At 70.4% G+C, this 24,773-nt stretch carries 16 protein-coding genes and 1 pseudogene; 11 read left to right on the top strand and 6 right to left on the bottom strand.

Features of this window, described 5'->3' with window-relative positions:
- The first annotated feature begins 7 nt into the window (after window positions 1-7).
- On the top strand, window positions 8-1,015 hold the full coding sequence (locus tag ACWEPL_RS45790; protein WP_363971690.1) for an NAD-dependent epimerase/dehydratase family protein: 1,008 nt from the start codon (window positions 8-10) through the stop codon (window positions 1,013-1,015).
- Window positions 1,016-1,021: 6 nt separating this feature from the next.
- Here the strand turns inward: ACWEPL_RS45790 and ACWEPL_RS45785 are convergent, their stop codons facing one another.
- On the bottom strand, window positions 1,022-2,209 hold the full coding sequence (locus tag ACWEPL_RS45785) for a cytochrome P450 (protein WP_452439921.1): 1,188 nt from the start codon (window positions 2,207-2,209) through the stop codon (window positions 1,022-1,024).
- A gap of 271 nt (window positions 2,210-2,480) precedes the next feature.
- Window positions 2,481-5,807, bottom strand: coding sequence for an AfsR/SARP family transcriptional regulator (locus tag ACWEPL_RS45780; protein ID WP_452439920.1), 3,327 nt, complete (start codon window positions 5,805-5,807; stop codon window positions 2,481-2,483).
- A gap of 134 nt (window positions 5,808-5,941) precedes the next feature.
- Between ACWEPL_RS45780 and ACWEPL_RS45775 the strand changes: the two genes are divergently transcribed.
- Window positions 5,942-7,135 (top strand): SGNH/GDSL hydrolase family protein, encoded by a 1,194-nt coding sequence (locus tag ACWEPL_RS45775; protein ID WP_452439919.1) that lies wholly within the window; start codon window positions 5,942-5,944, stop codon window positions 7,133-7,135.
- Window positions 7,136-7,465: 330 nt separating this feature from the next.
- Here ACWEPL_RS45775 and ACWEPL_RS45770 read toward each other — a convergent pair whose 3' ends face one another.
- Both ACWEPL_RS45770 and ACWEPL_RS45765 read right to left on the bottom strand, forming a co-directional pair.
- Entirely contained in the window at window positions 7,466-8,302 is an 837-nt protein-coding gene (locus ACWEPL_RS45770) for an alpha/beta fold hydrolase (RefSeq protein ID WP_452439917.1), read from the bottom strand.
- Between the two features lie 258 nt (window positions 8,303-8,560).
- Entirely contained in the window at window positions 8,561-11,686 is a 3,126-nt protein-coding gene (locus ACWEPL_RS45765; RefSeq protein WP_452439915.1) for an amidohydrolase family protein, read from the bottom strand.
- Window positions 11,687-12,495: 809 nt separating this feature from the next.
- On the opposite strand from ACWEPL_RS45765, the gene ACWEPL_RS45760 reads away from it, so the two are divergent.
- The gene (locus ACWEPL_RS45760) at window positions 12,496-14,079 is read left to right on the top strand and encodes an ABC-F family ATP-binding cassette domain-containing protein (RefSeq protein ID WP_452439913.1); all 1,584 of its coding nucleotides are present in this window, start codon (window positions 12,496-12,498) and stop codon (window positions 14,077-14,079) included.
- 562 nt (window positions 14,080-14,641) lie between these two features.
- Window positions 14,642-17,875, top strand: a complete 3,234-nt coding sequence (locus tag ACWEPL_RS45755; RefSeq protein ID WP_452439912.1) for a BTAD domain-containing putative transcriptional regulator — start codon at window positions 14,642-14,644, stop codon at window positions 17,873-17,875.
- Here ACWEPL_RS45755 and ACWEPL_RS45750 read toward each other — a convergent pair.
- Window positions 17,854-18,027 carry a hypothetical protein gene (locus ACWEPL_RS45750; protein WP_452439911.1) on the bottom strand — a complete coding sequence of 58 codons (174 nt, stop codon included), beginning with the start codon at window positions 18,025-18,027 and terminating at the stop codon, window positions 17,854-17,856. The genes ACWEPL_RS45755 and ACWEPL_RS45750 overlap by 22 nt on opposite strands.
- Window positions 18,028-18,365: 338 nt before the next feature.
- Here ACWEPL_RS45750 and ACWEPL_RS45745 point away from each other — a divergent pair, with 338 nt between their 5' ends.
- The 4 genes from ACWEPL_RS45745 to ACWEPL_RS45730 all read left to right on the top strand — a co-directional run bounded on the left by ACWEPL_RS45745 (window position 18,366) and on the right by ACWEPL_RS45730 (window position 21,579).
- The gene (locus ACWEPL_RS45745) at window positions 18,366-18,524 is read left to right on the top strand and encodes a hypothetical protein (RefSeq protein ID WP_185067519.1); all 159 of its coding nucleotides are present in this window, start codon (window positions 18,366-18,368) and stop codon (window positions 18,522-18,524) included.
- Between the two features lie 204 nt (window positions 18,525-18,728).
- Window positions 18,729-19,241, top strand: a complete 513-nt coding sequence (locus ACWEPL_RS45740) for a peroxiredoxin family protein (RefSeq protein ID WP_452439910.1) — start codon at window positions 18,729-18,731, stop codon at window positions 19,239-19,241.
- Window positions 19,238-21,082 carry an ABC transporter ATP-binding protein gene (locus ACWEPL_RS45735; protein WP_452439909.1) on the top strand — a complete coding sequence of 615 codons (1,845 nt, stop codon included), beginning with the start codon at window positions 19,238-19,240 and terminating at the stop codon, window positions 21,080-21,082. Before ACWEPL_RS45740 ends, ACWEPL_RS45735 begins: the two co-directional genes overlap by 4 nt.
- Window positions 21,079-21,579, top strand: a complete 501-nt coding sequence (locus ACWEPL_RS45730; protein ID WP_363971669.1) for a S26 family signal peptidase — start codon at window positions 21,079-21,081, stop codon at window positions 21,577-21,579. Before ACWEPL_RS45735 ends, ACWEPL_RS45730 begins: the two co-directional genes overlap by 4 nt.
- A 96-nt stretch (window positions 21,580-21,675) precedes the next feature.
- Here the strand turns inward: ACWEPL_RS45730 and ACWEPL_RS45725 are convergent.
- Window positions 21,676-21,919: pseudogene (locus ACWEPL_RS45725) on the bottom strand (tyrosine-type recombinase/integrase); the annotation flags it as partial.
- A gap of 599 nt (window positions 21,920-22,518) precedes the next feature.
- On the opposite strand from ACWEPL_RS45725, the gene ACWEPL_RS45720 reads away from it, so the two are divergent.
- From ACWEPL_RS45720 to ACWEPL_RS45710, 3 genes are read left to right on the top strand one after another with little or no spacing between them, the layout of a single operon-like run.
- Entirely contained in the window at window positions 22,519-23,598 is a 1,080-nt protein-coding gene (locus ACWEPL_RS45720; RefSeq protein WP_452439908.1) for an ABC transporter substrate-binding protein, read from the top strand.
- 9 nt (window positions 23,599-23,607) lie between these two features.
- Window positions 23,608-23,829: a hypothetical protein gene (locus ACWEPL_RS45715; RefSeq protein ID WP_452439907.1), complete on the top strand. Its 222-nt coding sequence runs from the start codon at window positions 23,608-23,610 to the stop codon at window positions 23,827-23,829.
- A complete protein-coding gene (locus tag ACWEPL_RS45710; protein WP_363971663.1) occupies window positions 23,829-24,758 on the top strand; it encodes a carbohydrate ABC transporter permease in 930 nt (309 codons plus the stop codon). Before ACWEPL_RS45715 ends, ACWEPL_RS45710 begins: the two co-directional genes overlap by 1 nt.
- The last annotated feature ends 15 nt before the right edge of the window (window positions 24,759-24,773 follow it).

Raw genomic sequence — 24,773 nt, 5'->3', positions numbered from 1 at the left:
TCGGCTCGTGACGGTCCAAGATCGAAGCGCCTTCATCATCGGAGGCACGGGGCAGATCGGCCGGGCCACGGCCGCCCGGCTCGCCGCGGCCGGGTATGCGGTGACCCTTGGGCACCGCCGGCTCCGTCCGGACGACGCGGAGCTGGACGGGGTGGTGTCGGTCCAGGTCGACCGCGCCGACACCGAGGCGCTGCTCAAAGCCCTCGACGGCCACGATCTGGTCCTGGACACGGTCGCGTTCACCCCCTACCACGGTGCGCAGCTCGCCCAGTTGGCCGGCCGCGTCGGCTCGCTGGTGGTCATCTCGTCGGGAGCGGTCTACGAGGCTCCCGGCCTGCCGGTGCCGATCCCGGAGACGTGGCCGACGGTCGAGCGCGACGCCCACGACTATCCGGCGGGGAAGGCGGCGCTGGAGCGCTGCCTGCTGGCGACGCCCGGCCTGCCGGTCAGCATTCTGCGGACGGGCGTGCTGCACGGCCCGTACGGCAAATCGCTGGATCACTGGTCGTTCATCAAGCGGGCGCTGGACAAGCGGCCGCACGTCGTACTCGCCCAGGACGGGCGGAGCCGGTTCCCCACCACGGCGGTCGCGAACGTCGCCGAGCTGATCTATCTGTGCGGGCAGCACCCGGCGGCCCGGGTCCTCAACATCGCCGACGACCCGCTGACCGTCGCCGAGATCGGCGCCAGGATCTTCGCTGTCATGGGCCACGAGGCGGAGATCGTCACCTTCGCGGGCCCGTCGCGTCCGGACGGCCTGGGTTTCCATCCGTGGAATGTGCCGGAGCCGATCGTGTTCAGTATGGACAGAGCCCGTGCCGAGCTCGGATACCGCCCTGCCGTCTCCTACGACGACGCGCTGCGCCAGGACATCGAATGGGCCGCCCTCGCCGTGTCCGAGGCCGAGGCGGGCGGCGGAGGCTGGCAGGACGTCTTCCCCGATCTCGTCGATCGCCACGGCCCCGACGTCTGGTTCCCCTATGCGGCCGAGGACGCGTACGTCGCCGGCGCATAGGCGGCACTACCAGGCGACAGGCATCTCGTGCAGCCCGAAGAACGGGGCATCGTCGGCGAAGGACAACTCCTCGAACCCGGTCGCCAGGTGCAGCGTCGGTATCCGGGTCAGCAGCGTGCCGAAGGCGATCTGCAGCTCGGCGCGGGCGAGGTTGCGGCCGATGCACTGGTGTACCCCGTAGCCGAAGGCAACGTGGTGGTGGGCGGACCGGCGGATGTCGAACTCGTCGGGGTCCTCGAACGCCCGCTCGTCACGATTGGCGGATGCGGCCAGCACCGTCAGGCGATCACCGGCGCGGATCCGCGCGGAGCCGATATCCATGTCGTCGGTCGCGATCCGGTCGAAGCTGACCCAGTCCTGCACCGAGTGGAAGCGCAGCAGCTCCTCGATCGCACCCGGCAGCAGGCTCGGGTCGTCGCGCAGCGCGGCAAGCTGCGCCGGGTGCCGCAGCAGCGTGAGTACGCCTAGCGAGATCGTGTTCGCAGGCGAGTCATAGCCCGCGAGCAGCAGGAGAAAACCGATGTTGATCAGCTCGTCCGTGGTCAGCTCACCGGTGGGCAGGTGCCTGGCGGCCAGCCGACGGATCATTCCGTTGTGCGGTTCACGCTCGGCGCTGCCGATAAGTTCTCGCAGATAACCGCGAACGTCCCTGGACGCCTGGGCCGCCACACTCGGATCCATACTCGTTACCGACAGCATCCGCAGCCGCGACTCGAAGAACTCGTGGTCGCCGGCCGGGATGCCGAACAACTCGCAGAGGACTCGCGACGGAACGCGGCGCGCGTACGAACCGACGAGGTCGGCGGGCGTCCCGGCCTCCAGCAACTCGTCGATCGCCGTATCGGCGATCCGCTGGAGGGCCGGCCGCATGGCGTCCATCGGACGGGCACCGAGCTCCGAGATCAGCAACCGCCGGAACCGGCTGTGTTCCGGTGGGTCCATGTCGACGAAGAAGCCGTCGTCGGGGCGATCGTCGTCGGGTCCGCGAGGCCGTTCAGGGCGTCCGGTGTTCGAGCTGATCCTCGGGTCACTGAGGATCAGCCGCGCCTCGGCGTGGCGGGTGACCGCCCAGACCGGTGCGCCGTTGGGCAGGGCGGCTCGGACGACCGGCGCGGTGGCACGCATCCGCTGATACTCGTCCGGTGGTGCGAACGGGCAGGTCCGCTCCATGGGGAAGGTCGGCGTCGCGGTCATTTCCTGCTCGGATGTACTCATTGCGCTTCCCCGTTCGAGCCGGACGCCACCCTGGCGATGTGATCGGAAACGACGAGCCGACACCTTGGCCCGGCTCCGCGTACCCGCGCCGTGCCGCGACCTGTGCCATACCTACCTTTGCTGGGAGAATCATCGGATTGCCGACCACAGTGGCCGGAGCGCGGTCCTGCTTCTCGTGTGTTGGCAGATGCGTCTGTTCAGGTAGTGCCGATGCTAAATCGGGCGGTTCAAAATTGCTAGACATGGGCGCTCATACTGGAAGGTCCCGCAGATTCCCATGCGCCGCCTCGCCGTCCGGGTCGGCCGCGGTCACGGCCGTCTTCGCGTCCAGCTCCCAGCCTTTCGCGTACGCCGCGGCGAACTCTTCCCCACCCAGCGCGGCCTGACCCCGGCGGGTGAGCTCGCGGACCTGCGGATCGGTGCGGTCGTGCGCGCCCCGCAGCCGGGCGGCGACCCCGAGCAGCACGGCTGACTCGTACTGCCGCCCGCGCGTCTCGGCGAGCGCGGCCGTGTTCACCGTCACCTGCGACAGGATCGGCAGTTCCCGGGTTGCCAGCGCGGCCGCGTACGCCTCCCGCAGCGCCTTGTCCGCGCCGGGCAGGTCACCCAGCGCCAGGCAGAGCGCGGCCCGTGCGCTGCCGACCAGGGTCCGGGCATGGTTCGCGGGGAACGCGGTGTCGCCGCGCAGACCCCGTTCGGCGTCATCGAGCAGGTCGCCCGCCCTGTCCAGGTCGCCGAGCCGCACCCGCAAACCGGCCTCCCGCGCGTCGACCAGGACCAGCATCTCCGCCGAGGACGCGTGCAGCGCACGCTCCCGGGCGGAGTCGATCATCGCCATCGCCCGGTCGGTGTCGCCGCGCCGCAGGTGCACGTCGATCCAGCGCAGGTCGCTGTAGAGCTGGTCGCCGAGGCTGAGCGAGCCGAACTCGCCCGCCAGCGTCCGGGACTCGAGCAGGTCGGCCAGCGCGCCGTCGAGGTCGTCGTACCGTCGCAGCTGGGCGCGCATCGCCAGCGTGGCGGCCTGGCCCCAGCGGTCGCCGGCCTGCCGGAAGCGGGCCAGGGCCGCCTTCACGTGGACACGCTTCCGGTCGAGCGCGCCCGCGTTCTCGGCGATCTCGGCCTGGAACATGTGGGCCAGCCCGGACAGCCACACGTCGTCGCCGTCGGCCAGGCGCTGGAAGATCGCGAGCGCGGCCTGCTCCTCCTGCAGGAAGAGCAGGATCGGGCCGAACACGCGGTAGTGGCTCGGCAGCTCCGGATGCGCGAGCAGCCGGTCGGCCAGCTCGCGCATCTCCGCCCGGTCGTCCGCGGCTTCCCCGGCGGTGATCCCCGACAGGATGTCCGCCCGATTGAGCAGATAGACGGCTCGGGCGCAGTCGCGCTCGGGCGTCGGCCCGCCGCCGGGCACCGCCAGGGCCTCGCCCAGCCAGTAGGCGGCGTCGAGGTGGCGGCCGAACATCTGCCAGTACCAGGTCAGGGTCAGGGCGAGGGCGGTCGCGCCGGGGGAGTCGCGGGTGGCGCACAGGTGACGCAGAGCGGCGAGCGTGTTGTCGTACTCGGCGCTGATGACCTTCATGGCAGTCAGCTGGCCGGGCCCGCGCAGCTGAGGGTCGTGGCGGGCCATCAGCTCGGTGAAGTGTGCGGCGGCCAGGCCACGGGCCGTGCCGAGGTCGCCGGTGTCGGTCAGGCGGTCGGCGCCGTACTCGCGGATGGTTTCGAGCATCCGGTAGCGGCCGGTGCCGGGCGCGAGCTGCAGCAGTGACCGGTCGACGAGGGTGGCGAGCAGTTCGGGGACTTCGGCGGTGGGTACGGCGGTGCCGGCGCAGACGGCGGTGGCCGAGGCGGGTGTGACGCCGCCGGCCAGGATGGAGATCCGTTCCGCGACGGTGCGTTCGTGCTCGTTGAGCAGCTCCCAGCTCCAGGCGATCACCGCGCGCAGGGTGCGATGCCGGGATGGTGCGGTACGGCTGCCGGTGGTGAGCAGCCGGAACCGGTCGGAGAGCCCGGCGGCCAGGTCGGGCAGGGACAGCGTCCGCAACCGGGCGGCGGCCAGCTCGAGGGCCAGCGGCATGCCGTCCAGGCCGTGCACCACGCGCATTATGTCCGGCAGCGTGATCTCGTCGACGTCGAAACCGGGTCGCACGGCGGCGGCCCGCTCGGTGAACAGGCGCACCGAGGCCGCTCTCCGGGCCTGTTCGACGCTGTCGTCCGGGTCGGGGAGCGCGAGCGGGGCCAGCGGGACGAGCGCCTCGCCGTCGACCGCGAGGGGTTCGCGGCTGGTGGCGAGCACGCGCAGCCCGGGGCAGCGGGGGAGTAGCGCCGCGACCAGGTGGGCCACGGCGTCGATCAGGTGCTCGCAGTTGTCGACCAGCAGCAGGCTCTCCCGGCCGCCGAGCTCGCCGACGAGGACGTCCAGCTCGTTACCCTCGACTCGCTTGCGGGTGTCGAGCATCGCGCCGCCCCGCAGCCCGGTCCCGGCGAGCACGGCCGTGGCGATCTTCGCCGGCTCGGTGACGGACGCGAGGTCGATGAGCCAGGCGCCGTCGCGGTATTCGTGGCGGTGGCGGCGGGCGGCCTCCAGCGCGAGCCGGGTCTTCCCGGCGCCGCCGGGGCCGAGGACGGTGACCAGGCGTCCGGTGGTGAGCAGGGCGGCGACGCGGGTGAGATCGTCGTCGCGGCCGATGAAGCTGGTCAGCGGCGCGGGCAGGTTGGTCGGCCGGATCGGGTCGGGTTCGGTGGCCGCCTGCAACACGACGACTGCGGGGCCCCTGGCCGGAGCGTCTTCAGCCGAGGAGTCTGGCGCCTGGACGGGCCGGTCGGGGCGCAGCAGGCGCAGGTGGCGCTCCCGCAGGGCGGTGCCCGGGTCGGCGCCGAGGACGTCGGCCAGGGTCTGGCGGATCCGCTCGTAGACGGCCAGCGCCTCGGCCTGACGCCCCTGAGCGGCGAGCGCGTCCATCAGCAGCGCGGCCGCCCGCTCATGGACCGTGTGCTCGGCCAGCAACCCGGTCAGCCGGGCAGCGGCCACCTCGGCCCGCCCCAGCGACAACTCGGCGTCGGCGAGGTCGGCGACCGCCTCGATCGACACATGTGCCAGCCGTGTCGCGACCGTGGGCGCGACCGCGGCGATGACCGCGGGTTCGGCGCCAGGATGGTCGCCCCACAACGCCACGGCCTCGGCGAGCGCGGCGCCCGCGGCCTCCGGGTCACCTGCCCGCAGCCTCTCCCTGCCGGCAGCGGTGAGCTGTTCGAAGCGCAGCGCGTCCACGTCGGCCGCGTCCACCGCCAGCCGGTAGCCGCCCGCGACCTGCACGACCACGCCACGGGCCGCGTCGGCCGGGGTGAGGGCGCGGCGCAGCCGGGAGACGAGGGTCTGCAGGGCGGGGGCGGGGCCGGACGGCGGCTCCTCGGCCCAGATCGCGTCGACCAGCACGCCCGGCTCGACCCTCCGGCCGCCGGCGAGCGCCAGCCGTACGAGCAGGCCCTGCAACCGCGCGCCCGGAACGGGCAGGACGGTGTCACCGCGAGACACCTGAAACGCGCCGAGCAGCGTGACGCGAAGCCGTGCAACCCCGTCCATTCCCCAATCTTCGCGCGCTCCACCGCAAGACCCCAAAGCAGGGCCGCCGTGTGAGCGCCGTGTTTGTCCCGTGTCAGAGACCCGCCTCAGTCTTCGACATGCCGTACCACCATCACGAACAACGGAGGCAACAGATGACCATGACGAACGACGCCGGCAGCTGGGTCCGGAGCTGGGGCGCCTCGCCCCAGGCGGCCCACGACGGGCTCGGCTCGCTCGACGACCACCCGCCCCTCGCCGACGTGACCCTGCGCCAGGTGGTGCGCATCAGCGGCGGCGGGCGCCGGGTGCGCGTCCGCTTCACCAACGAGTTCGGGACCGCGCCCTTCACCATCGGCGCGGCGCAGGTGGGCCTCGCGGTGCCCGGCGGCGGGGTGCGGCCGGGCAGCGAGCGCGTGCTGACCTTCTCCGGCGCGTCGGCCGTCACCGTCCCGGCGGGGGCGCCGATCCTCAGCGATCCGGTCGACCTGCCCCTGCCCGCCCTCGCCAAGCTGTCCATCAGCCTCTACCTCCCCGGGCGTGTGGAGACCTGCACCTGCCACGACCCCGCCCTGGAGACCGGCTGGACGATCCCTGGCGACGCCGTCGCCGCCCCGACCCTGCCGGAGAACGCCGAGGTCCTGCCGGTGCGGGCCCTGATCTCCGCCGTCGAGCTGCTCCCCGACGCCCCGGCCAAGGCCATCGTCGTGGTGGGCGACTCCCGCACCGACGGCGCCGGCTCGACCCCGGACACCAACCACAGCTGGCCGGAGCTGCTGGCCGAGCGTCTCGCCGAGCGGGGCGTGGCCGCCGGCTACGTCTCCAACCAGGGCATCAGCGGCAACCGGATGCTCAACGACGGCATCGGTGCCGCCGCTCTGGCCCGCTTCGACCGTGACGTGCTGGCGACGCCCGGCCTCGGCTACGTGGTGCTCTCCGTGGGCGGCAATGACCTCGGCATCTCCTTCGCCCCACAGGACGGTCCGCTGGCGGATTTCCTGAAGATGTTCCCTGGTGCGCCGGTGACGACGGACGACGTCATCGCGGGCTACCGGCAGCTGATCGCCCGGGCGCGCGAACGCGGCGTGAGGGTCTACGCCACCACGATCCCGCCCTACGAGGGTGCGGAGATCTACACGCCGGCGGGCGAGAGCGCGCGCCAGACGGTCAACGAATGGATCTGCACCGGCGGCGCCTTCGACGCCGTGCTGGACTTCGACGCCGTCTGGCGCGACCCGGACCGCCCCAGCCGGATCAGGGCCGACTTCCACGCCGGTGACCATCTGCACGGCAACGATGCGGGCTACCGGGCCCTGGCCGACTCCATAGACCTGTCGCTGTTCAGTTGAGTCAGCCGGCCGGCCGCTGAGAACACCATGGGCGCATGACCTTGCGCGCTGGACGGCAGATCCTCACGAGTACCAGCGAGCAGGGGAGTCGGACGTGCTGCCCGTCGGGGTGGCTGTATCGATCTCGGCAGGATCCCGGAGCCCTCTGAGACCGCGGTCCGCCGTACCGGGGCAGCGCCGTGGCGGAAGCCGGCGTCGGGTCCTGCCGCGGGGGCGCGCCCCACCGTGGCGAGGGCCGGCGGTCCGAGAGGGCTCAAGCGGGCCCACGCCAAGGTCAGCGGCGGCCGAAGCCGCCGCTGACCACGATGCGGCTCCGCGCGGTCCGAGATGTCAGATCTGCCGGCGAAACCACTCCAGGCCCTCTTCGGCGTGGTTGACAATGGTGAAGTGGCTGTCGCCCGCGCAGAGCCGCAGCTCGGCGGTCGGGCAACGGGCCGCCAGCCATGACCCGTGAGCGGCGGGGATGATCCGGTCCGCGGTGCCGTGCAGGAGCAGGACGGGGGCGCTGATGGTGCCGGGATCACAGCCCCACGCACAGGTGTAGGAGACGTCGTCGTCGATCTGGCCGTACGGGCCGGCGGCGAGAGCCGGTTCGCCGACCTTTCCCAGCCACCCCCACGGCCCCTCGAACAAGGCCAGATCGGCCGCGGTGAACTGGCAATCGTAGGCGAAGCCCGACGCCTGCAGCGCCGCCCTCACTTCGCGGCCCGCCGCCGCCGTCCCCAGCGCGGCCACGCCGGACGGGACCATCCCGGCGAACCAGTCCAGCCCATCCGCGCCGTACGGGGCGATGCCGGCCAGACTCAGCACCCCCTGGACGCGATCACCCAGAACCGCCGCGCATCCCAGAGCATAAGACCCGCCGCCGGAGTACCCCGCGACGGCGAACCGATCGATGCCGAGCGCGTCCGCGACGGTTGCCGCGTCAGCGGCGACCGACGCGATGGTGCGCCCCGGTGCGACGCTGGAGCCACCGTAGCCCGGCCGGTCGAACGACACCCAGCGCAACCCCAGCCTGTCGGCCGCGGCGAAGAGCGGCTCCGGAGGCGCCCCTACGTTGGGCGTACCGTGATGCCACAGAACAGGCAGCCGCCCGCTCCCCTTCGAAGCGGTGTCGTAGACGTGCAGCGTGCGGCCCGCACCCACCTGGACGTCCAGCTCGATCATCTCATCCTCCTGTCCGCGGTCAACGCTCGCCACCCTCCCTCAGCCCTGCGGGCGGTAGTACGGAAGGACACCCAGGATGATCGGATTGACCATCAGGTTCGCGCGCAACAAGGTACCGCCCGGGTGTGCTGATCTGTGCGAGTGCGTCCACCGAGATCGGCGCGATGGACGAGGCCGCCCAGGAGACCGCGTCGAACGAGCTTGGCCAGGCCGTTCATCCGGTCGACGTTCGCACCCCTGTTACACGAGAACTCGTGCTCAGTGATCGTCGCAGCAGGCAGTTCGGGCTCCCTCGAGCTGGGCGGGGTCGTTCCACCAGTGGCTCGCCGTGCTCTGGTGGACGGGGACGCGATCCTTGACCTTGCCGGCAGGCGCGGAGGCCGCAGGTGTCGCCTGGCCGGTGGTGGTGGAGGACGGGTAAGGCGCGAGGAGCTGCTCGACGGTGTGGTGTCTCCCGCCGACGACGACGGCGGTGACGTTGGCGGCGTCCTCGATGCGGGACAGCGGGTCTCCGTCGATGATGGCCAGGTCGGCGTACATGCCCTTGGCGATCCTGCCCAGCGGGAGGCCGAGGTAGGCCCCGGACGTGCTGGTCGCGGCGGTGAGAGTTTCGCGCGGGGTCAGGCCGTACTTGACCATGGCGCGCAGGTTCATGTGCAGGCTGATCCCGAGGTGATCGATCGGCGCGTCGGTGCCGGCGGTGACCACGCCGCCGCCGCGGATCATCGCCGTGAGCTGCGCGACCTGGTTGGCGAGGTTCGTCCGGACCACCTGGACCGCCGTCGGGTCGGCGGTCTGCGCCGTGGTGACTGTCGCCCGGAGCTGCGCCATCCGCCAGTTCGGGTAGAGCCGGCGAACCCGTTCGTCGGTGACCAGCGAGGTGTCGTCCCTGTAGAGGGTCGAGGAGTTGAACAGGGTGGGGGTTCTGGCCATCTTCGAGGCGTTGAACATGGAGATGACGTCCGAGTAGGCGGAGCCGACATTCGTGACGGTGCGTGAGTAGCCGAACCGGTTGGTGGCACCGACGTGCTCGGTCTGGTCGCCGCCCATGGCGATCGCCGGATAGTGGTAATGCGAGCTGACCGGCTTGCCCTGGCGGTGGGCCCAGTCGATGACCTCCCTGTGCCAGGCGACCGGCAGCCGCACGTAGCACTTCATCATGTCGTAGTCGAGGGCGGCGGCCCGCTGCAGTTCGAGCCGCAGTTGGTCGTGGGAGTACGTCGGACGCATGAAGTTGTAGTAGATGCGCGCCCCGTCGATGGCCTCGCCGGTGCCCAGGTAGCGCGGTGCGAGCCGGGCGCCGGACTGCACCGACTCGCGCTCCTCGACCATGTGGTACGCAGGCGAGCCAGGTGAGCGCGTCGTGGTGACGCCCAGGGCGAGCCACAGCGGACCCTGCCGCGATCCGTACGCGTAGCCCTGCATTTCACGGTGATGGTGGATGTCGATCAGGCCGGGCATGACGAACCTGTCGCGGGCGTCGATCCGGGTGCCGGGCCTTCCGTCCCGGTGCGGCTCGACCGCGGTGATGCGCTGGCCTCGTACGATGATGTCGACGTCACGGACGACGCTGCCCGAGACGCCGTCCCACATGCGGCCGGCGTGAATGACGACCTGATCGGGGCCGGTGTCGTTGCGCCAGGTCAGCCGCATCGGAATCGACCGGGCGGGCTTGCCGTCGAGGCGCACACTCTTGAGACGTCCCTCGTTCAGGTAGAGGAGGGTGGCCGAGTCGCCTGCCCAGACGGGGGCGTCGGTGACCTCCCGGGTGACCTGACGGGCGCTGCCGGTGGGCCGTCCGGTCCTGTCGACGGGCAGGACCCACAGGAGCGATTCCATGGCGAAGGCGAGCATGGTGCCGTCAGGGGACCAGACGGGGCCGTCGTCACCACGCGTCTGCAGGGATCGGTGCGGCGCGGGGTCGATGTACGTGCCAGCACCCGTGGCCCGGTCGACGAGCAGGATTTTGGACAGTCCCTCACGGTAGCGTCGTGAGTACGGCACCACCGCGGCCAGCGCAAGGGTTCTGCCGTCGGGTGACCAGGTCGGGCGGCCTGGTTCGAAGGTGGCGTCGAAGACCTTCTGGATGTCTCCGGTGGCGACTTCCACGACCCACAGGGCGCCGTCCTGGTCCAGGTAGGCGATCTCCCTCCCGTCGGGCGACCACCGGACCGACAGGGCGGCGGAGTCGGTCAGATGAGTCACCTGCCGGTCGGCGCCGGTGTTCAGGTCGCGGATCCAGATATTGAGGGTGCCGGTACGGTCGGTGACGAACGCCAGTTGCCGCCCGTCCGGGGAGAAATCCGGGTCGGCTTTCCACCAGCGGTCACGGAAAAGCGGTTCCGGCGTGCCGCCGATGCGCATCAGATAGATGTCGTTGAGCGCGCGGAAGGCGACGGCGGACCCGTCCGGGGACACGGCCGGACTGCCGATTCCGACGACGGGGAACGACCCGGGCTCGTCGAATACGCGGACCCTCTTCTTGTACTTGGGCGTCGTCGTCGTCAGCGCGGCGGTGAAGCCGATGGTGCCGACGGACGCGGAGTTGAGGCGGCGGACCTTGATGGTGCCCGCGGAGGTGTAGTAATAGCGTCCGTCCGGGGCGAACCGGGCACGGAACGGGAACACCTCCTCGCCGGTGACGAGGGCGCCCGCCGTGCCGGCCAGATCATTGGCGCCCGAGTGGAAGAGGTGGTAGGCGAGGTCGGTGCCGTTCGGCAGCCAGGACGGCTGGTGAATGACCTGACCGGCGGGCACCGTGACCACGGTGCTGCGCGTTCCGGTGGCGACCTCGATGACGTCGATCCTGGTGTCGGCCACGACGAACGCGACCTTGCTCCCGTCGGGTGACCAGGCCGGCTCGTACTCCTCGGCGGAGCTGTCGGTCAGGACGCGGCTCGCTCCGGTGGCGACGTCGAGCAGGTGGATCCCGTAGCTGCCCCCCGCATCGGAGGAGTAGGCGATGGTGCGCCCGTCCGGGCTGTAGCGGGGCTCTCGATGATCGAACGGGCCGGTGGTCAACTGCGTGATCGCGGACCCGTCGGGCCGGATCGTCCACAGGTTGAAGACACCGTCGCGGTACGACTGGAACACGATGGTGGATCCGTCCGGGGACCAGTCGGGCTGGGCGACGTCGTACAGATCGCTGGTGAGCCTGCGGGCGGTGCCCCCGGAGGCGGAGCAGACCCACAGAACACCGAGCAGGTCGAGGGCGAGCAGGCGGCCGTCGGGCGAGGGCGCGACGCCGAAGTCGGTGCCGGAGGCGACGGATGTCTTACCGGTGTCCCCCGCTACGCCGGCCCTCGCCGGTGAGGCCGGGGCGAGCACGGCGGCGAGGACGGCACCGCCACCCGCCAGGACGGCCCGGCGGGACGGGCGTGACATCGATCCGGAGGTGGAGGTGCTGGGGGGAACCGGTGAGTGAGACATCGGGGCTTTTCACTCCACTATTCACACATGGTCAGACAGTCATCGAGCTGACACCCTCCTTCGGAGAAGGCGTCAGTGAACGGCTGAACGTGATGACGCGCTGTTCATGGTCCGAGGCGAAACGCGTTATCTGCCTGGCGTTCGTCCAGTTGATCATCGCCACCACCCGCCAACTCATCGAGCAGAGGCGGGCTGATGTGCTCATTGAGGGCAGTGGGACCTGCTTGACTAAAGTATGTGCATAGGAATGTACATACGTCGGTCAACAGAATTGGTCAAGAGGGGCGGGTGGGACGGGATCGCGTCGTGGGTCTGCGTCAGACCGGACAGCCGGGCGTGAACTCGATCGGGGCTGCGCACCTTGGATCGACGACCGCCACTGCTGCAACCATCACGGCGCACACACCGCGCTGAATGGTCAACCACCCGGCGGTAGGCGACTCCCGTCGTCGGCGTGTCCGCTCCTGCGTGGTCAGGTCCTGAGTCGAGGGTTCCGGACGTTCGATGCGGGTGAGGTTGCCGCGTATTTTCAGGCAGATGCCCGCGCTGCATGGGTTCGCCAGCAGGTGATGACGGTTCGTGATGGTCGAGCTTGCGACCAAAGATCGCTACTCCATTGAGGGAACGGACGGCCGGTAAATGGATGGCGGACCATCACGGCCTGTCCCTACACTCGGCCTCATGTCTACGCCCCGAATTTCCTAGCCAGGACACCCGCTTCCACGCCACCCGTGTGTCCTCTAGCAAATCCGGAGTGTAGTCCTATGCTCACCCTACGTGGCGTCAACGTACGTGCGGGCGCCCACCTCCTGCTGTCCGGCGTCACCGCCCACGTCGCCCCCGGCGACCGCGTCGGCCTGGTCGGCCGTAACGGCGCCGGCAAAACGACCCTCATGAAGACCCTTGCCGGAGCGCTCCCGCCTGCGGCCGGCGAGATCGTCCGCACCGGCCCCGTCGGCTACCTGCCGCAGGACCCGGCCGCCGCCGATCCGGCCGTCACCGTCCTCGACCGCGTCCTGTCCGTTCGCGGCCTCGACCAGGCGGTCCGCGACCTGCGGGCCGCCGAGGCCGCCCTGGCCGAGCGCGGCGACGAGCGGGCCATGGCCCGCTACGTCCGGGTTGAGGCAGAGTTCCAGGCCCGCGGCGGGTATGCGGCTGAGGGTGAGGCCGCCCGCGTCGCCGCCGGGCTCGGCCTGCCCGACCGGGTGCTGAACCGGCCGGTGGGCGACCTGTCAGGCGGGCAGCGCCGCCGCGTGGAGCTGGCCCGGGTGCTGTTCGCCGAGCCCGGCGTCCTGCTGCTCGACGAGCCGACGAACCATCTCGACGGCGACTCCATAGCCTGGCTGCGCTCTTTCCTGGCCGGCCATTCCGGAGGCCTGGTCCTCATCACCCATGACACCGGGCTGCTGGCCGACGTGGTCAACCGCGTCTGGCACGTTGAGCACGGCGCACTGGAGGCGCGCAACACCGGCTGGCACGCTTACCTCGCCGACCGCGAGGCCGACGACCGTCGCAGGACGCGCCTGCGGTTCACCGCCGAGCGCAAGGCCGCAGCGCTTCAAGCCCAGGCCGGCCGCATGCGCTCCAACGTGGCCACCGCGACCCGGGCCAGGGACATGGCCCGGCGCGCGGAACGCATGCTCGCCGAGACTCCCCCGCCCCGCGTCGCCGAGAAGGTCGCCCGCATCCGGCTGCCCGAGCCCGCGCCGAGCGGCCGCACGCCGCTCGGCGCGATCAGCCTGGCCAAGTCGTACGGCGGGCGGCCGGTGCTGGCGGGGGTGGACCTGGCCGTCGACCGGGGCAGCCGGCTCGTGGTCCTGGGGCTCAACGGCGCGGGCAAGACCACGCTGCTCAGGCTGCTGGCCGGGTACGAGCGGCCCGACTCGGGACGGGTCGTGCACGGGCACGGGCTGCGGCTGGGCTACTTCGCCCAGGAGCACGACACGCTCGACCCGGCGCACACGGTCGGGCGGCACCTGGCCGGCGCCGCCCCGCACCTGAGCGACGGCGAGGCCCGGACGGTGCTGGGGTCGTTCTTGTTCAGCGGCGACGACGTGGACAAGCCCGTCCGGGTGCTGTCGGGCGGGGAGAAGACCCGGCTGGCGCTGGCCGGGCTGGTCAGCTCCCAGGCCAACGTGCTGCTGCTGGACGAGCCGACCAACAACCTCGACCCGGCCTCCAAGGCCGAAGTGCTGGCGGCAGTGGCCGCGTACCGGGGTGCCGTGGTGATGGTCACGCACGACCAGGAGGCCGTCGCAGCGCTTCGGCCGGATCGGGTGCTGCTGCTGCCCGACGGGGTCGAAGACCTGTGGAACGACGGCTACGCCGATTTGATCGCCCTGGCCTGATCACGCCGGCTCCTCGGTCACGGTTTCGATCGCCATCCTGGGCACCTCGGTTGTGAAGGCGCTGTCCCGCCGGTACACGACCGGCCGGGGCGGCGGTTGGCCATCAATCCGCAGGGCACCTTCCGACGTTCGATCCGCCCCTCCGGCGGCAGGACGGTGTGCGCGGCGGGGTCTTGGCCACCGTCATGCCCGCGCCCGTGAAGATGCTGATGTACGTGGCATCTCGATCGCGGATGAGGAAGCGGAAGGAGTCGAGCCGCTCGCCGAGGTCCGTGAGTAGGTTTCGGGCCTGCTGGGCTGTCCAAGCGCCGGCAGGGTGGCCGGCGTCACCAGTCGATGAGCCCGCCCACGAGGTTTTCACGATCCCGTCGGGGTCGGTCAGGAGCAGCTGGTCGCAGGGGTCATAGGCCAGCCGCAGCTCATCCCCGACCCGCTCCCAGGAGATGCCTTTGAGTTGTGGCCTCATCGGAGATGGGTTTTGGCAACACAATGGCAGCTGTGTGCATGGATCTCGCACGGAAGCAAATTGCCGCTGTCGGAGGGGTGGACTAGCCTCGAACTCGTGATCTTGTCCGGTGTCCGATTCCTCCTCCTCGGTCCTCTGGAGATCATCGTCGAGGGCCGGCCCGTCCACCTGACCGGCAGGCAGCGGGCGCTGCTTTCGGCCCTGCTCCTGGACGCCGGCGGTGTGGTGTCCGTGGAACGGCTGGCCGACCGCCTCTGGGGGGAGGACCTGCCGCCCTCCGCCCCGGCACGGCTGCGCGCGCTGATCGCGGAGCTCCGCCGGGCGCTCAGCCCCCACGGACGCGACGTCGTCCTCACCCGGAGCCCGGGATACATGATCCCCGCCAAAGCGGCCGCGGTGGACGCCGAGGAGTTCGCCTCGCTGGTGGAGAACGCACGGCACGCGTCCGGGGACGACCGGCACCAGGCCGCGCTGGATCTGTACGATCAGGCTCTCGCGCTGTGGCGCGGCGACCCCTTCGCCGATCTGGCCGACCCGGTCGCCCAGGCCGAGCGGCACCGGCTCGAGGAGCTCAGATGCGAGGCGGCCGAGGGCCACGCCGCCGCGCTGCTCGGGATGGGGCGAAGCCGGGCGGCCATCGCCGGCCTGACGCGGCTCGTCGCCGAACAGCCGCTCCGTGAGCGGCCCCACGCGCTGCTCATGCGGGCACTGCGCGACGACGGCCGGCTCCCCGACGCGCTGGAGGCCTACCGGGACTTCCGGACGAGGCTCGTACACGAGGTCGGGGTGGAACCGAGCAGAGAGCTGCAGCGGCTTCACCAGCGCCTGCTCGAGGAGCAGGAGCCGACGGCCGAGACGGTCAGGCGGGCGCCCGTGCCGCGCCAGCTGCCGCCCGTCACCAGCCGCTTCGTGGGCCGTTCCGCGGAGCTGCGGCGCATGGAGGCCGGCCGGGTGACGCTCGTGGTCGGCCCCGCCGGCGTGGGGAAGAGCGCGCTGGCGATCCGGTGGGCACACCGCGCGAGCGATCGCTTCCCCGACGGGCAGTTGTTCCTCGACCTGCGGGGCTTCGACCAGCGGGAGCCGATGTCTCTCCCCGAGGCGCTGCAGCTGCTGTTGCAGGGGCTCGGCGCGGCGGTGAAGGACATACCGGTCGAGCTGGACGCTCAGATCGCGCTCTACCGCTCGCTTCTGGCGGGACGGCAGGTGCTGGTGGTCCTGGACGACGTGGCCGACCCGGAGCAGGTACGCGCGTTGCTGCCCGCGGACCCCGGATGCCGGGCCGTCATCACGAGCCGCAACCGGCTGGGCGGCCTGGTGGCCATGGACGGGATCGAGCGCCTCACACTGGACGTGCTGGACCACGAGGAGGCGCACCAACTGCTCGCCCACGGCATCGGCGAGGACCGCCTGCTGCGGGAGCCGGACGCCGCCGAAGAGCTCGTGGCGCTCTGCGGCCGGCTGCCGCTGGCGCTGTCCATAGCCGTGTCCTGGATCGGCGACCACGGGCACCGGATGATCGGCCATTACGTCCACCAGCTCGCGGACCGGGGGCGGCTGGTGAGGTTGCGTGTGGAGGGCGACGAGAGCGTGGCCGTCCAGGCGGCCCTCGACCTGTCGCACAACGCGTTGCCGCCGGCGGCGCAGCGGATGTTCCGCCTGCTCGGACTGGCGCGGGGGAGCGGTATCTCTCCTGCGGCGGCGGCCGCCCTGACGAGGACCAGCCGCGAGCGCGCGGAGGACCTGCTCGCCACGGTGGCGCGGATCCACCTGATCAAGGAAACGGGGCCGCACCGTTTCGCCGCCCATGACCTGGTGCTGGAGTACGCCGCACAGCGCAGCCTCGCCGAGGACGCCGCGAGCGAGCGGCGGGCCGCCGTCCAGCGGCTGCTCGACTACTACCTGACCACGGTCATCGGCGCCACCGCGGCGGCCGGCTTCGAAGTCGCGGAGCTCGCCTACGGGGCTCAGCCGGAGGTCACGCCGACGACCTTCGACGCCGCGGCCGACGCCCTCGACTGGCTCGACACCGAGTGGGACAACCTCGTGGCCGCCGTGTCGTACGCCGCCGCGCACGGGCCGCGGTCGTACGCGTGGTTGCTGGTCGAGGTCCTGACGGACATCCTGCATCACCGGCGGACCCGTGGGGAGTGGCTGCGTCTGGCGCAGATCGCGCTGGCCGCCGCCGAGGACGAGCGGAACTTCAGAGGGCAGGCGGCGATGCACCATTCGCTCGGACTCGCCCGATGGCGCATGGCCGACCTCAAGGACGCCATGGATCACTACGAGCGCGCGCTGGCGCTGTCGCGCCGGGCGGGCTGGCCGCTGGGCAAGGCCAGGGCGCTCCAAGGCTGCGGCGTGGTGCTCAAACAGCAGGGTGAGCCGCACCAGGCCATCCCGCGTTATCGGCGGTCGGTGGAGATCCATCACGCGCTCGGGTCGGTGCGCGGCGAGGCGGGCGGGCTGAACAACCTGGCCTCGGCCTACCTCATCCTCGCGCGGCTGGACCGCGCCGAGGAATGCCTTCGGGCTTCCCTTCCCTTGACCAGGAAGTCCGGCGACCGGCATCTCCAGACGCTGACACTGGTCAATCTGGCTCTGGTGCGCAAGAGGCAGGCCCGGTTCCCCGAGGCGCTGGAATCCCTGGAGGAAGCGCTGGCCCTGGCCGAGGCCGAGGGGTTGAGGTACGCCGAGGCGGTGACGTACGAGACGTTCGGCTTGGTGCACCGCGACGCCGGCCACTACGAGCGGGCGATCGACGTCTTCGGCCGGAGCCTGGCCATCGCCGGGGAAGTCGGGAACCGGCGGTGCCAGATCGCCTCGCTGACCGGCATGGCGGGAGCGGAGCTGGAGCTCGGCAACGCGGACAGCGCGGACAGCGCGCTCACCCGCCTCGACGCCGCGCTGGACCTCGCCGAGCACACGGGCATCGACCTGGACGAGGTGTTGCTCGGCCGCGCGGAGTTCCATTACCGCCAAGGTAGGTACGCGACAGCGTTGGACGAGGCGGACCGGTCGCTGACGCTGGCGCTCACGTCCAATCTGCTGAACGTGCCGCGGCTGCACGGCCTGCTCGCCGCCATCCACCTGGCGGTGGGTGACGTGGAGCAGTGCGTCGAGGCGTGCGAGCAGGCTCTGCAGGAGGCGCGGCGATCCGGACAGCGGCTGGACTACGCCCGCGCCCTGATGACACTCGGCCATGCCGTGAAAGGCACGGAGCGCGAGGAGTCCCGACGCCTTTGGGGACGGGCCCATGCCTTGTTCACGGACATCGGCGCACCGGAGCGGTCCACGTCCGCGGCACTGCTGGGTCAAGCGCCCGAGGCCCTCTGAAACGGCCTCATCGCGCCGGGCTGTCGTTCAAGAACGCTGATCTGGTGGCGCACGGCAAGGATCTCGACGTCCTTGTCCCGATCGCCCATCGGCGTCAACCACAGCGCGGCGAAGGCGTTCGTTACGGTCAGGTAGGCCAGGCGAAGGAGCACGGCCGATCATCATGCCGCACCGGCCTCCCTTTCCTGGGAGGAGAAGCTCGCGTACGCCACTCGAAGCCCTCACAGAGGCATGACCTGGACGGATGCAATTATCGGCAGGCACAAGGTCCCGTCCATCGTCGTGGAACGTCCCCCCGATCATGCTCCCGATCCGCATGGACGCCCTTTTCGGGCCATGCAAAGAACATTGCTTTGTGTCTGAAATATCAGAAACCTGGCCCCTCTTATCGTTGGGTGGGAATTTAATTTCGACCGTTGCGCCGTAATTCGGAAGACCAGATCATCGTGATCATCATCGTTTCGGCCGCAGGGCTGGAGAGGGAGACATCATGATGGGTCTCGTAGATCGTCTGCTTGCACGCGTCGCCCACAAGGTGACCGTGGAAGCCGCCTGCACCAACACCTACTACTGCAAGGACGGGGTCAAGTACCTCCGTTCTTGCTGCCTCGACCAGGGGTGCCAGACGGTCAGGGTCGGCACCTGCTGACGCGGCCGGCATAGCACCGCGGGCGGCGGCCGGCCGCCGCCCGCGCACCGGTTGAGGGGCGCGGATCGCCTCGCTTGGCCTGCTGGTGCCCGGTGACTCGCCCGCGCTCGACGGGACGGCCGCGGCAGCCGCCACGGGACAGATCCGGGCGAACCTGATCGCGTCCTTCGACGACATCGTCGATCTCTTCGTGAGGAACCCCTGATGCCCTACCTGACCGCCGCTGTCGTTCTCATCGGCGTGCTGTGCGTGTTGAACCTGCTGCTCACCCTGGGCCTCGTCCGCCGGATACGACAGCTGAGCGAGAAAAATGTCCAGCATGCCGGGCCTCCGCTCGTGCTGGGTCCCGGCTCAACCATCGGAGAGTTCGCCGCCGTCACCGTCGACGGCGAACCGGTGTCCCACGACTCGATCGCCGGGCTGGTCGGGTTCTTCTCCGCCGGATGCGAACCCTGCCACAAGCTCCTTCCCCAGTTCGTGACGCACGCCCGCGCCCTCGGACGGCAGAACGTGCTGGCGGTGGTCGCCGGGGACGACGCCGAAATGGTGGCAGCACTCACGCCGGTGGCCCGGGTGCTCGAGGAGGACTTCGACGGCCCGGTGGCCGGCGCGTTCCAGAACACATGGACGCCGGCGGTCTACCTTCTCGGCTCCGATCATCGCGTCGTCGCCGCAGGCGGTCGCCTGGAGGACCTCCCCGTCGCGTCGCCGGCATGAGCGGCGGCCAGATCGGGGTGCCCGGGGCGCGCAGCCCGGTCGGACTGCGGGAACTGGTCTCGGCCGCGGTGGAGGCCGTGTCTCTGACCTGGCGGTCAGCCTCAGGAGGGGTGACCGGCTATGTCTTCGTGACGTTCGCTGGGGCGGCGGCCCCGATTGTCACCGCATGGCTGACCAAATCGGTCATCGACCGGCTGGCCACCTCCGAAGGCACGGTAGCGGGGCTCGCGCTCGGGCTCGCGGCGGCGGGGCTGTCCGCCGCCGCGCTTCCGGGGATCAGCCGCTACCTGCGCGCTCAGACCGCCCGCCGCGCCGGAGCCGTCGCGACCGACCGGCTCTTCGCGGCGGCCGAGCGGCAGGTCGGTCTCCGGCGTTTCGAGGATCCGGTGTTCCTCGACCGGCTGCGCCTGGCGCAAGAGGGCGCCGGGATCACGGCCGATCTCGTCAGCGGATTGTGTGGAAGCCTGCACGGCGTCTTGTCCCTCATCGGGTTCGTGGGGTCCCTGCTGATCCTCAGCCCCGTCATGACCGCGCTGGTGCTGCTGGCCGCCATCCCGGCGCTTGTCGCCGAACTACTCCTGTCGCGCAGACGGGCCGCCATGCAGTGGGACACCGAGCAGATCCACCGCCGCGAGTTCTTCTACAGCCGGCTGCTCACCGGCGTGCAGGCCGCCGTGGAGATCCGGCTGTTCGGCATCGGCGCGTTCCTTCGCGCACGGATGATGACCGAGCGGCGCGAGGCCGACGCCGCCGAGAGCCGGATGGACCGCCGGGAACTGCTCACTCAGGGCGGACTGACGGTACTGAGCGCGGCCGTCGCGGGCGCCGGGCTGTGGTGGGCGATCATGGCCGCCCGTCAGGGCTCGCTCAGCGTCGGCGACGTCGCCATGTTCGTCGCGGCCGTCGGCGGTGTGCAGGCCGCGCTGGACACACTGGTCTCCTCGATCGCGTCCTTCCACCAGCAGCTCCTCACCTTCTCTCATTACGTCGCGGTGACCAGGGCCGAGCCTGATCTGCCGAGCGTGTCGGAGGGGACGGCTCCCGTGCTGCGCCGGGGCCTGGAGCTGCGAGACGTCTGGTTCCGCTACGACGACGATCATCCGTGGGTGCTGCGCGGCGTCGATCTGGCGATTCCGCACGGCCGTTCGGTCGCCCTCGTCGGGTTGAACGGCGCGGGCAAGAGCACCCTCATCAAGCTTCTGTGCAGGATGTACGATCCGACGCGCGGCCAGATCCTGTGGGACGGCATGGATCTGCGGGACATCCCGCCTCCCGCGCTCCGCGAGCGGATCAGCGCCGTGTTCCAGGACCACATGAACTTCGACATGTCCGCCGCCGAGAACATCGGGCTCGGCGACCTGTCCGCTCTGGACGAGCCGGCCCGAATCAGAGCGGCAGCCGTCCGCGCAGGAGTGCACGACACGCTCTCGGGGCTGCCGCGCGGCTACGACACGCTGCTCACGCGCATGTTCTTCTCCGAGGCGGACAAGGGCGATCCGGAAACGGGGGTGGTGCTTTCGGGCGGGCAGTGGCAGCGTCTGGCACTGGCCAGGGCCCTTGTCCGCGATGGCAGGGATCTGATGATCCTCGACGAGCCCAGCTCCGGCCTCGACCCGGAGGCCGAGCACGAGGTCCACACCCGTATTCGGGAGTACCGGCAGGGTCGTACGAGCCTGCTGATCTCCCACCGGCTCAGCGCCGTTCGGGATGCCGACCTCATCGCCGTGCTCCACGATGGGCGGATCGCCGAGTTGGGGCCGCACGAGGCACTGCTCTCCGCGGACGGCCACTACGCCCGCCTGTTCCGGCTCCAAGCCGCGGGATATCAGGAGGCGCGATGACCTGGAGCAGGCTGTTCCTTTTGGCAGGCGGCGTGCTGGCGCTGGGAGCCTCGCTGTGGTGGATCCGCCGACGCTACCTGGTCGCCACCGTCGACGGGCCGAGCATGGAACCCACCCTGCGCTCCGGGGACACGCTGCTCGTCCGCAGGACGAAGCTGGTCCACGCGGGTCAGATCGTGGTCGTCCGGATCGAGGACCCACCGCCCATCGATGGGCTGCCGCCGGGTCTGGAACCGGGTGGCGAGGACGAGTTGCCGGAGAAGCCGGATCATCCCGGTTGGCGGTTGCTCGTAAAGCGGGCGGTCGCGGTTCCCGGAGACCCCGTACCGAGACAGGGCTTTCCAGCGTTTCGCGACGCGCCCGAGACCGTCGTGCCCCGGCATGCCTTGGTCGTGCTGGGCGACAATCCGGACGCCAGCTGGGACTCCCGGGACTTCGGTTTCGTGCGAGGCGACGAGTTCGTCGGCGTGATGGTGCGCCGCCTGGCACCGCCCTGACCGCCTCGGTCACGGCACGGGAAGTGGTCAGCTTGTAGCTGCCGGTGCGATGGTCCAAGCGCGGCGATCACGGGGCCGGTCTCCTGATGTAGCGGGTCAGGCCCGCAGCGGGATCACCTCTCCCGGCTCCTCCCGGTCCTCCTCCTCGGCGAGCAGCAGGACGGCGGTCTTCTCCGCCGCAGTCATCGCAACCTCGGGGAGGACCGAGGCGTAGGTTGTCGGCGGTGAAGGAACTGGTGGTGTGACCCAGCGTCTCCTGCACGACCTTCATCTCTGCCCCGGCGGCCAGGCCCAGCGAGGCGGCGCCGTGGCGGAGATCGTGGAGGCGGATGGGTGGCAAGATCCGCCGTGGCGGGCCTCGCTGGGAGCAGAATCCCGACACCGGAAATATCGGCAGATCGTCGACCGGTGGCATGTCGGCTTCACCACGTGCAGGTGGCGTCGTACAAGAAGCCGAGGGACCTGGCTTCGTGGATGAGGTGCCCAAGCGCGGGTTCGCCCCCGGACTGCGACGCGCCGGCCGCCACTCACGGCGGGGGGAACTATCCCGGCATGTAGGTGTATGGGGCCCGCGTGATGCGCGCCCTGATACCAGCCGCGCCTGGTGATGGCAGGTGCGGCTGGGCATGACGGCACTCGGTGGCGCCGCTTCGAGGCCAGGCGCCGGTAAGCGGTGAGCCGGCGCCGTTGGGCGCGGCAGGCGACCCCCGGGCGGCCGGCGCCGATGCGCACGGTGACGCGGGCGGGCGGCCGGCGGGCGGCAGCGTAGCCGGACCTGCGGCGCGAAATACATCCGACCTCCGCCCCGCGCGCATGTGGTTCACCACCATCCAGAGCCGCCAGATCTTGACCTACATCCGATGTTTCCTCTACGTTACCGGGCATCTCGAAGTTGCGAAACCTTTCGCAACTCCCTTCGCTTGAGGTATGGAGTGCCGTATGCCCTCCCCCCGCCGTTCGCTCGCCACCCTCGCACTGACCACCGGTCTCATCGCCTCGACGTCAGCCTGCGGAGGTTCCTCATCGGCCGCCGACGACGATCTGCTCGAGGTCTGGAACCGGGCCTCGCCCGCGTCCGCCGAGGTGACCAAGAAGGTGCTGGCCGCGTTCACCGCCAAGACCGGCATCAAGACCAAGTACGTGCCGGTCCTCGACAACTGGGACGGCAAAGTGCAGGAGGCCGTCGCCGCGCGCAACCTGCCCGACATCATCATCAACGACTCAGGCATGCTCGGGACGAACGTCAGCCAAGGGCTGATCGGCCCGGTGGACCGTAACCAGATCGCGGGCCAGGGCGAGCTGCACGAACGCGCGTGGGAGCAGGCCAAGGGGTACGACGGCAAGTACTACGCGGTGCCGTACACCGTGCAGACCGTCGCCACGCTCATCAGGAAGGACTGGCGGGAGAAGGTCGGCGCCGAGGTCCCGAAGACGTGGGAGGACCTGGTCGCCCTGGCCAAGGCGTTCCAGGAGAAGGACCCGGACGGCAACGGCAAGGCCGACACGTACGGGATGGTCGTCCCGGCCTCCACCGAGCGCGGGTACGCGTCCTGGTGGGCCTCCACCTACATCTGGCAGGCCGGCGGGGAGTTCCTGACCGAGTCGGGCGGCAAGTTCACGCCTGCCATCGACCAGCCGAAGTCCGTCGAAGCCGTCAAGTGGCTGCAGAACCTCTTCTGCAAGGACAAGCTCGTCATCCCCGGCGCGCTCACCCTGGTCACCAAGGACGCCCACCCGTTCTTCGAGACCGGCAAGGCCGGCATCTACCTGACCGGCCCGTACATGTTCGGCCGGTTCGACAAGAGCCTGGGCAAGGACAAGTACGAGGTGATCCCCTCGCCGGCCGGTCCGGCAGGGGCGACCTCGATGGCCGAGGGCGAGAACGTCTACCTGATGGCCGGCTCCAAGCTCCAGGACCAGCAGAAGAAGCTGGCCGAGTACCTCATTACGCCCGAGGCGCAGAAGATCGGCATGGCGGGCAACTCCGACGGTGCGATCGTCAAGCTGCCCGTGAACTAGAGCGTGGACGTGTTCACCGAACGCCAGGACGACCGTTGGACGGCCATCAAGGAGATCTACGAGAAGGACGGCAAGTACTTCCCGAACGTGCCGAACTGGCAGCCGTTCCGGCAGAAGTCGGCCGAGACGCTCAACAAGGTCTTCGCCGACTGCGGCACCGACGTGCAGGCGGCGCTGACCGAGCTGGCCGGGGGCTTCAAGACCGAGCTGGCCACACAGAAGGTCGGCTGATGACGCTCACCACGGAGCGCGCCGCCGTCGCCCCGGCGAGCCGGACCGGAACAGCGCGCAGGCGGAACGCGGCCCTGGTGCCGTGGCTCTTCCTGGCGCCCGCGCTGATCCTCTTCCTCTACTTCAAGTACATCCCGATGGCCGAGGGCATGTGGCTGAGCTTCTTCAAGGTGCAGCCGTTCCTCGGCAATGAGTGGCTGGGGCTGGAGAACTATCGCCGGGTCTTCGCCGAGGAGGCCTTCCGCGACGCCACCGCCCACACCCTGGTGTACGCGGTGGGCCAGACCGGCGGCTCGATCCTCCTCGGGTTCGTGCTCGCGCTGCTGCTGGAGGGCAAGGCCAGGACGTTGTGGTTCGTCCGTACGGCGGCCTTCCTGCCGGTGGTCACGGCGACCGCGGTGGTGGCGGAAGTGTGGCGGTTGCTGTACTTCCCCGGCGAGGAGGGCATGCTCAACACCCTGCTCGGCTGGTTCGGCAGTGACACCCAGAAGTTCCTGGACGACCCGAACGGCGCTCTGGGCTGGGTGATCCTGGTCGGGATCTGGAAGGGCGCGCCGTACGACATGATGATCATCCTGGCCGGGCTGGCGGGGATCGACCGGCAGCTCTACCAGGCGGCCGCGATCGACGGCGCGGGCCTGCTGCAGCGGATCAGGTACGTCACGATCCCCGCGCTCCGGCCGGTCGTGACGATCCTCATCATCCTGGCCTGCGTCCGCAGCCTGCGCGTGTTCACCGAGATCTACGTGCTCACCGGCGGCGGTCCGGCGGGCGCCACCGACGTGATCATGACGCGGATCTTCGCCACCGGCTTCCGTACGGGCGACATGGGCTTCGCCACCGCCGCCTCGGTGGTGCTGTTCGTGGCGACGCTGCTGCTCACGGCCGCGGTCACGCTCTACCGCAGGCGGAAGGAGCTCAATGTCTGAGACCACGCTTGCCCA

This window comes from Nonomuraea sp. NPDC004186 (assembly GCF_053603495.1).
Note: the sequence above shows the minus strand (reverse complement) of the source record. Positions and strands in the feature narration are given on the sequence as shown.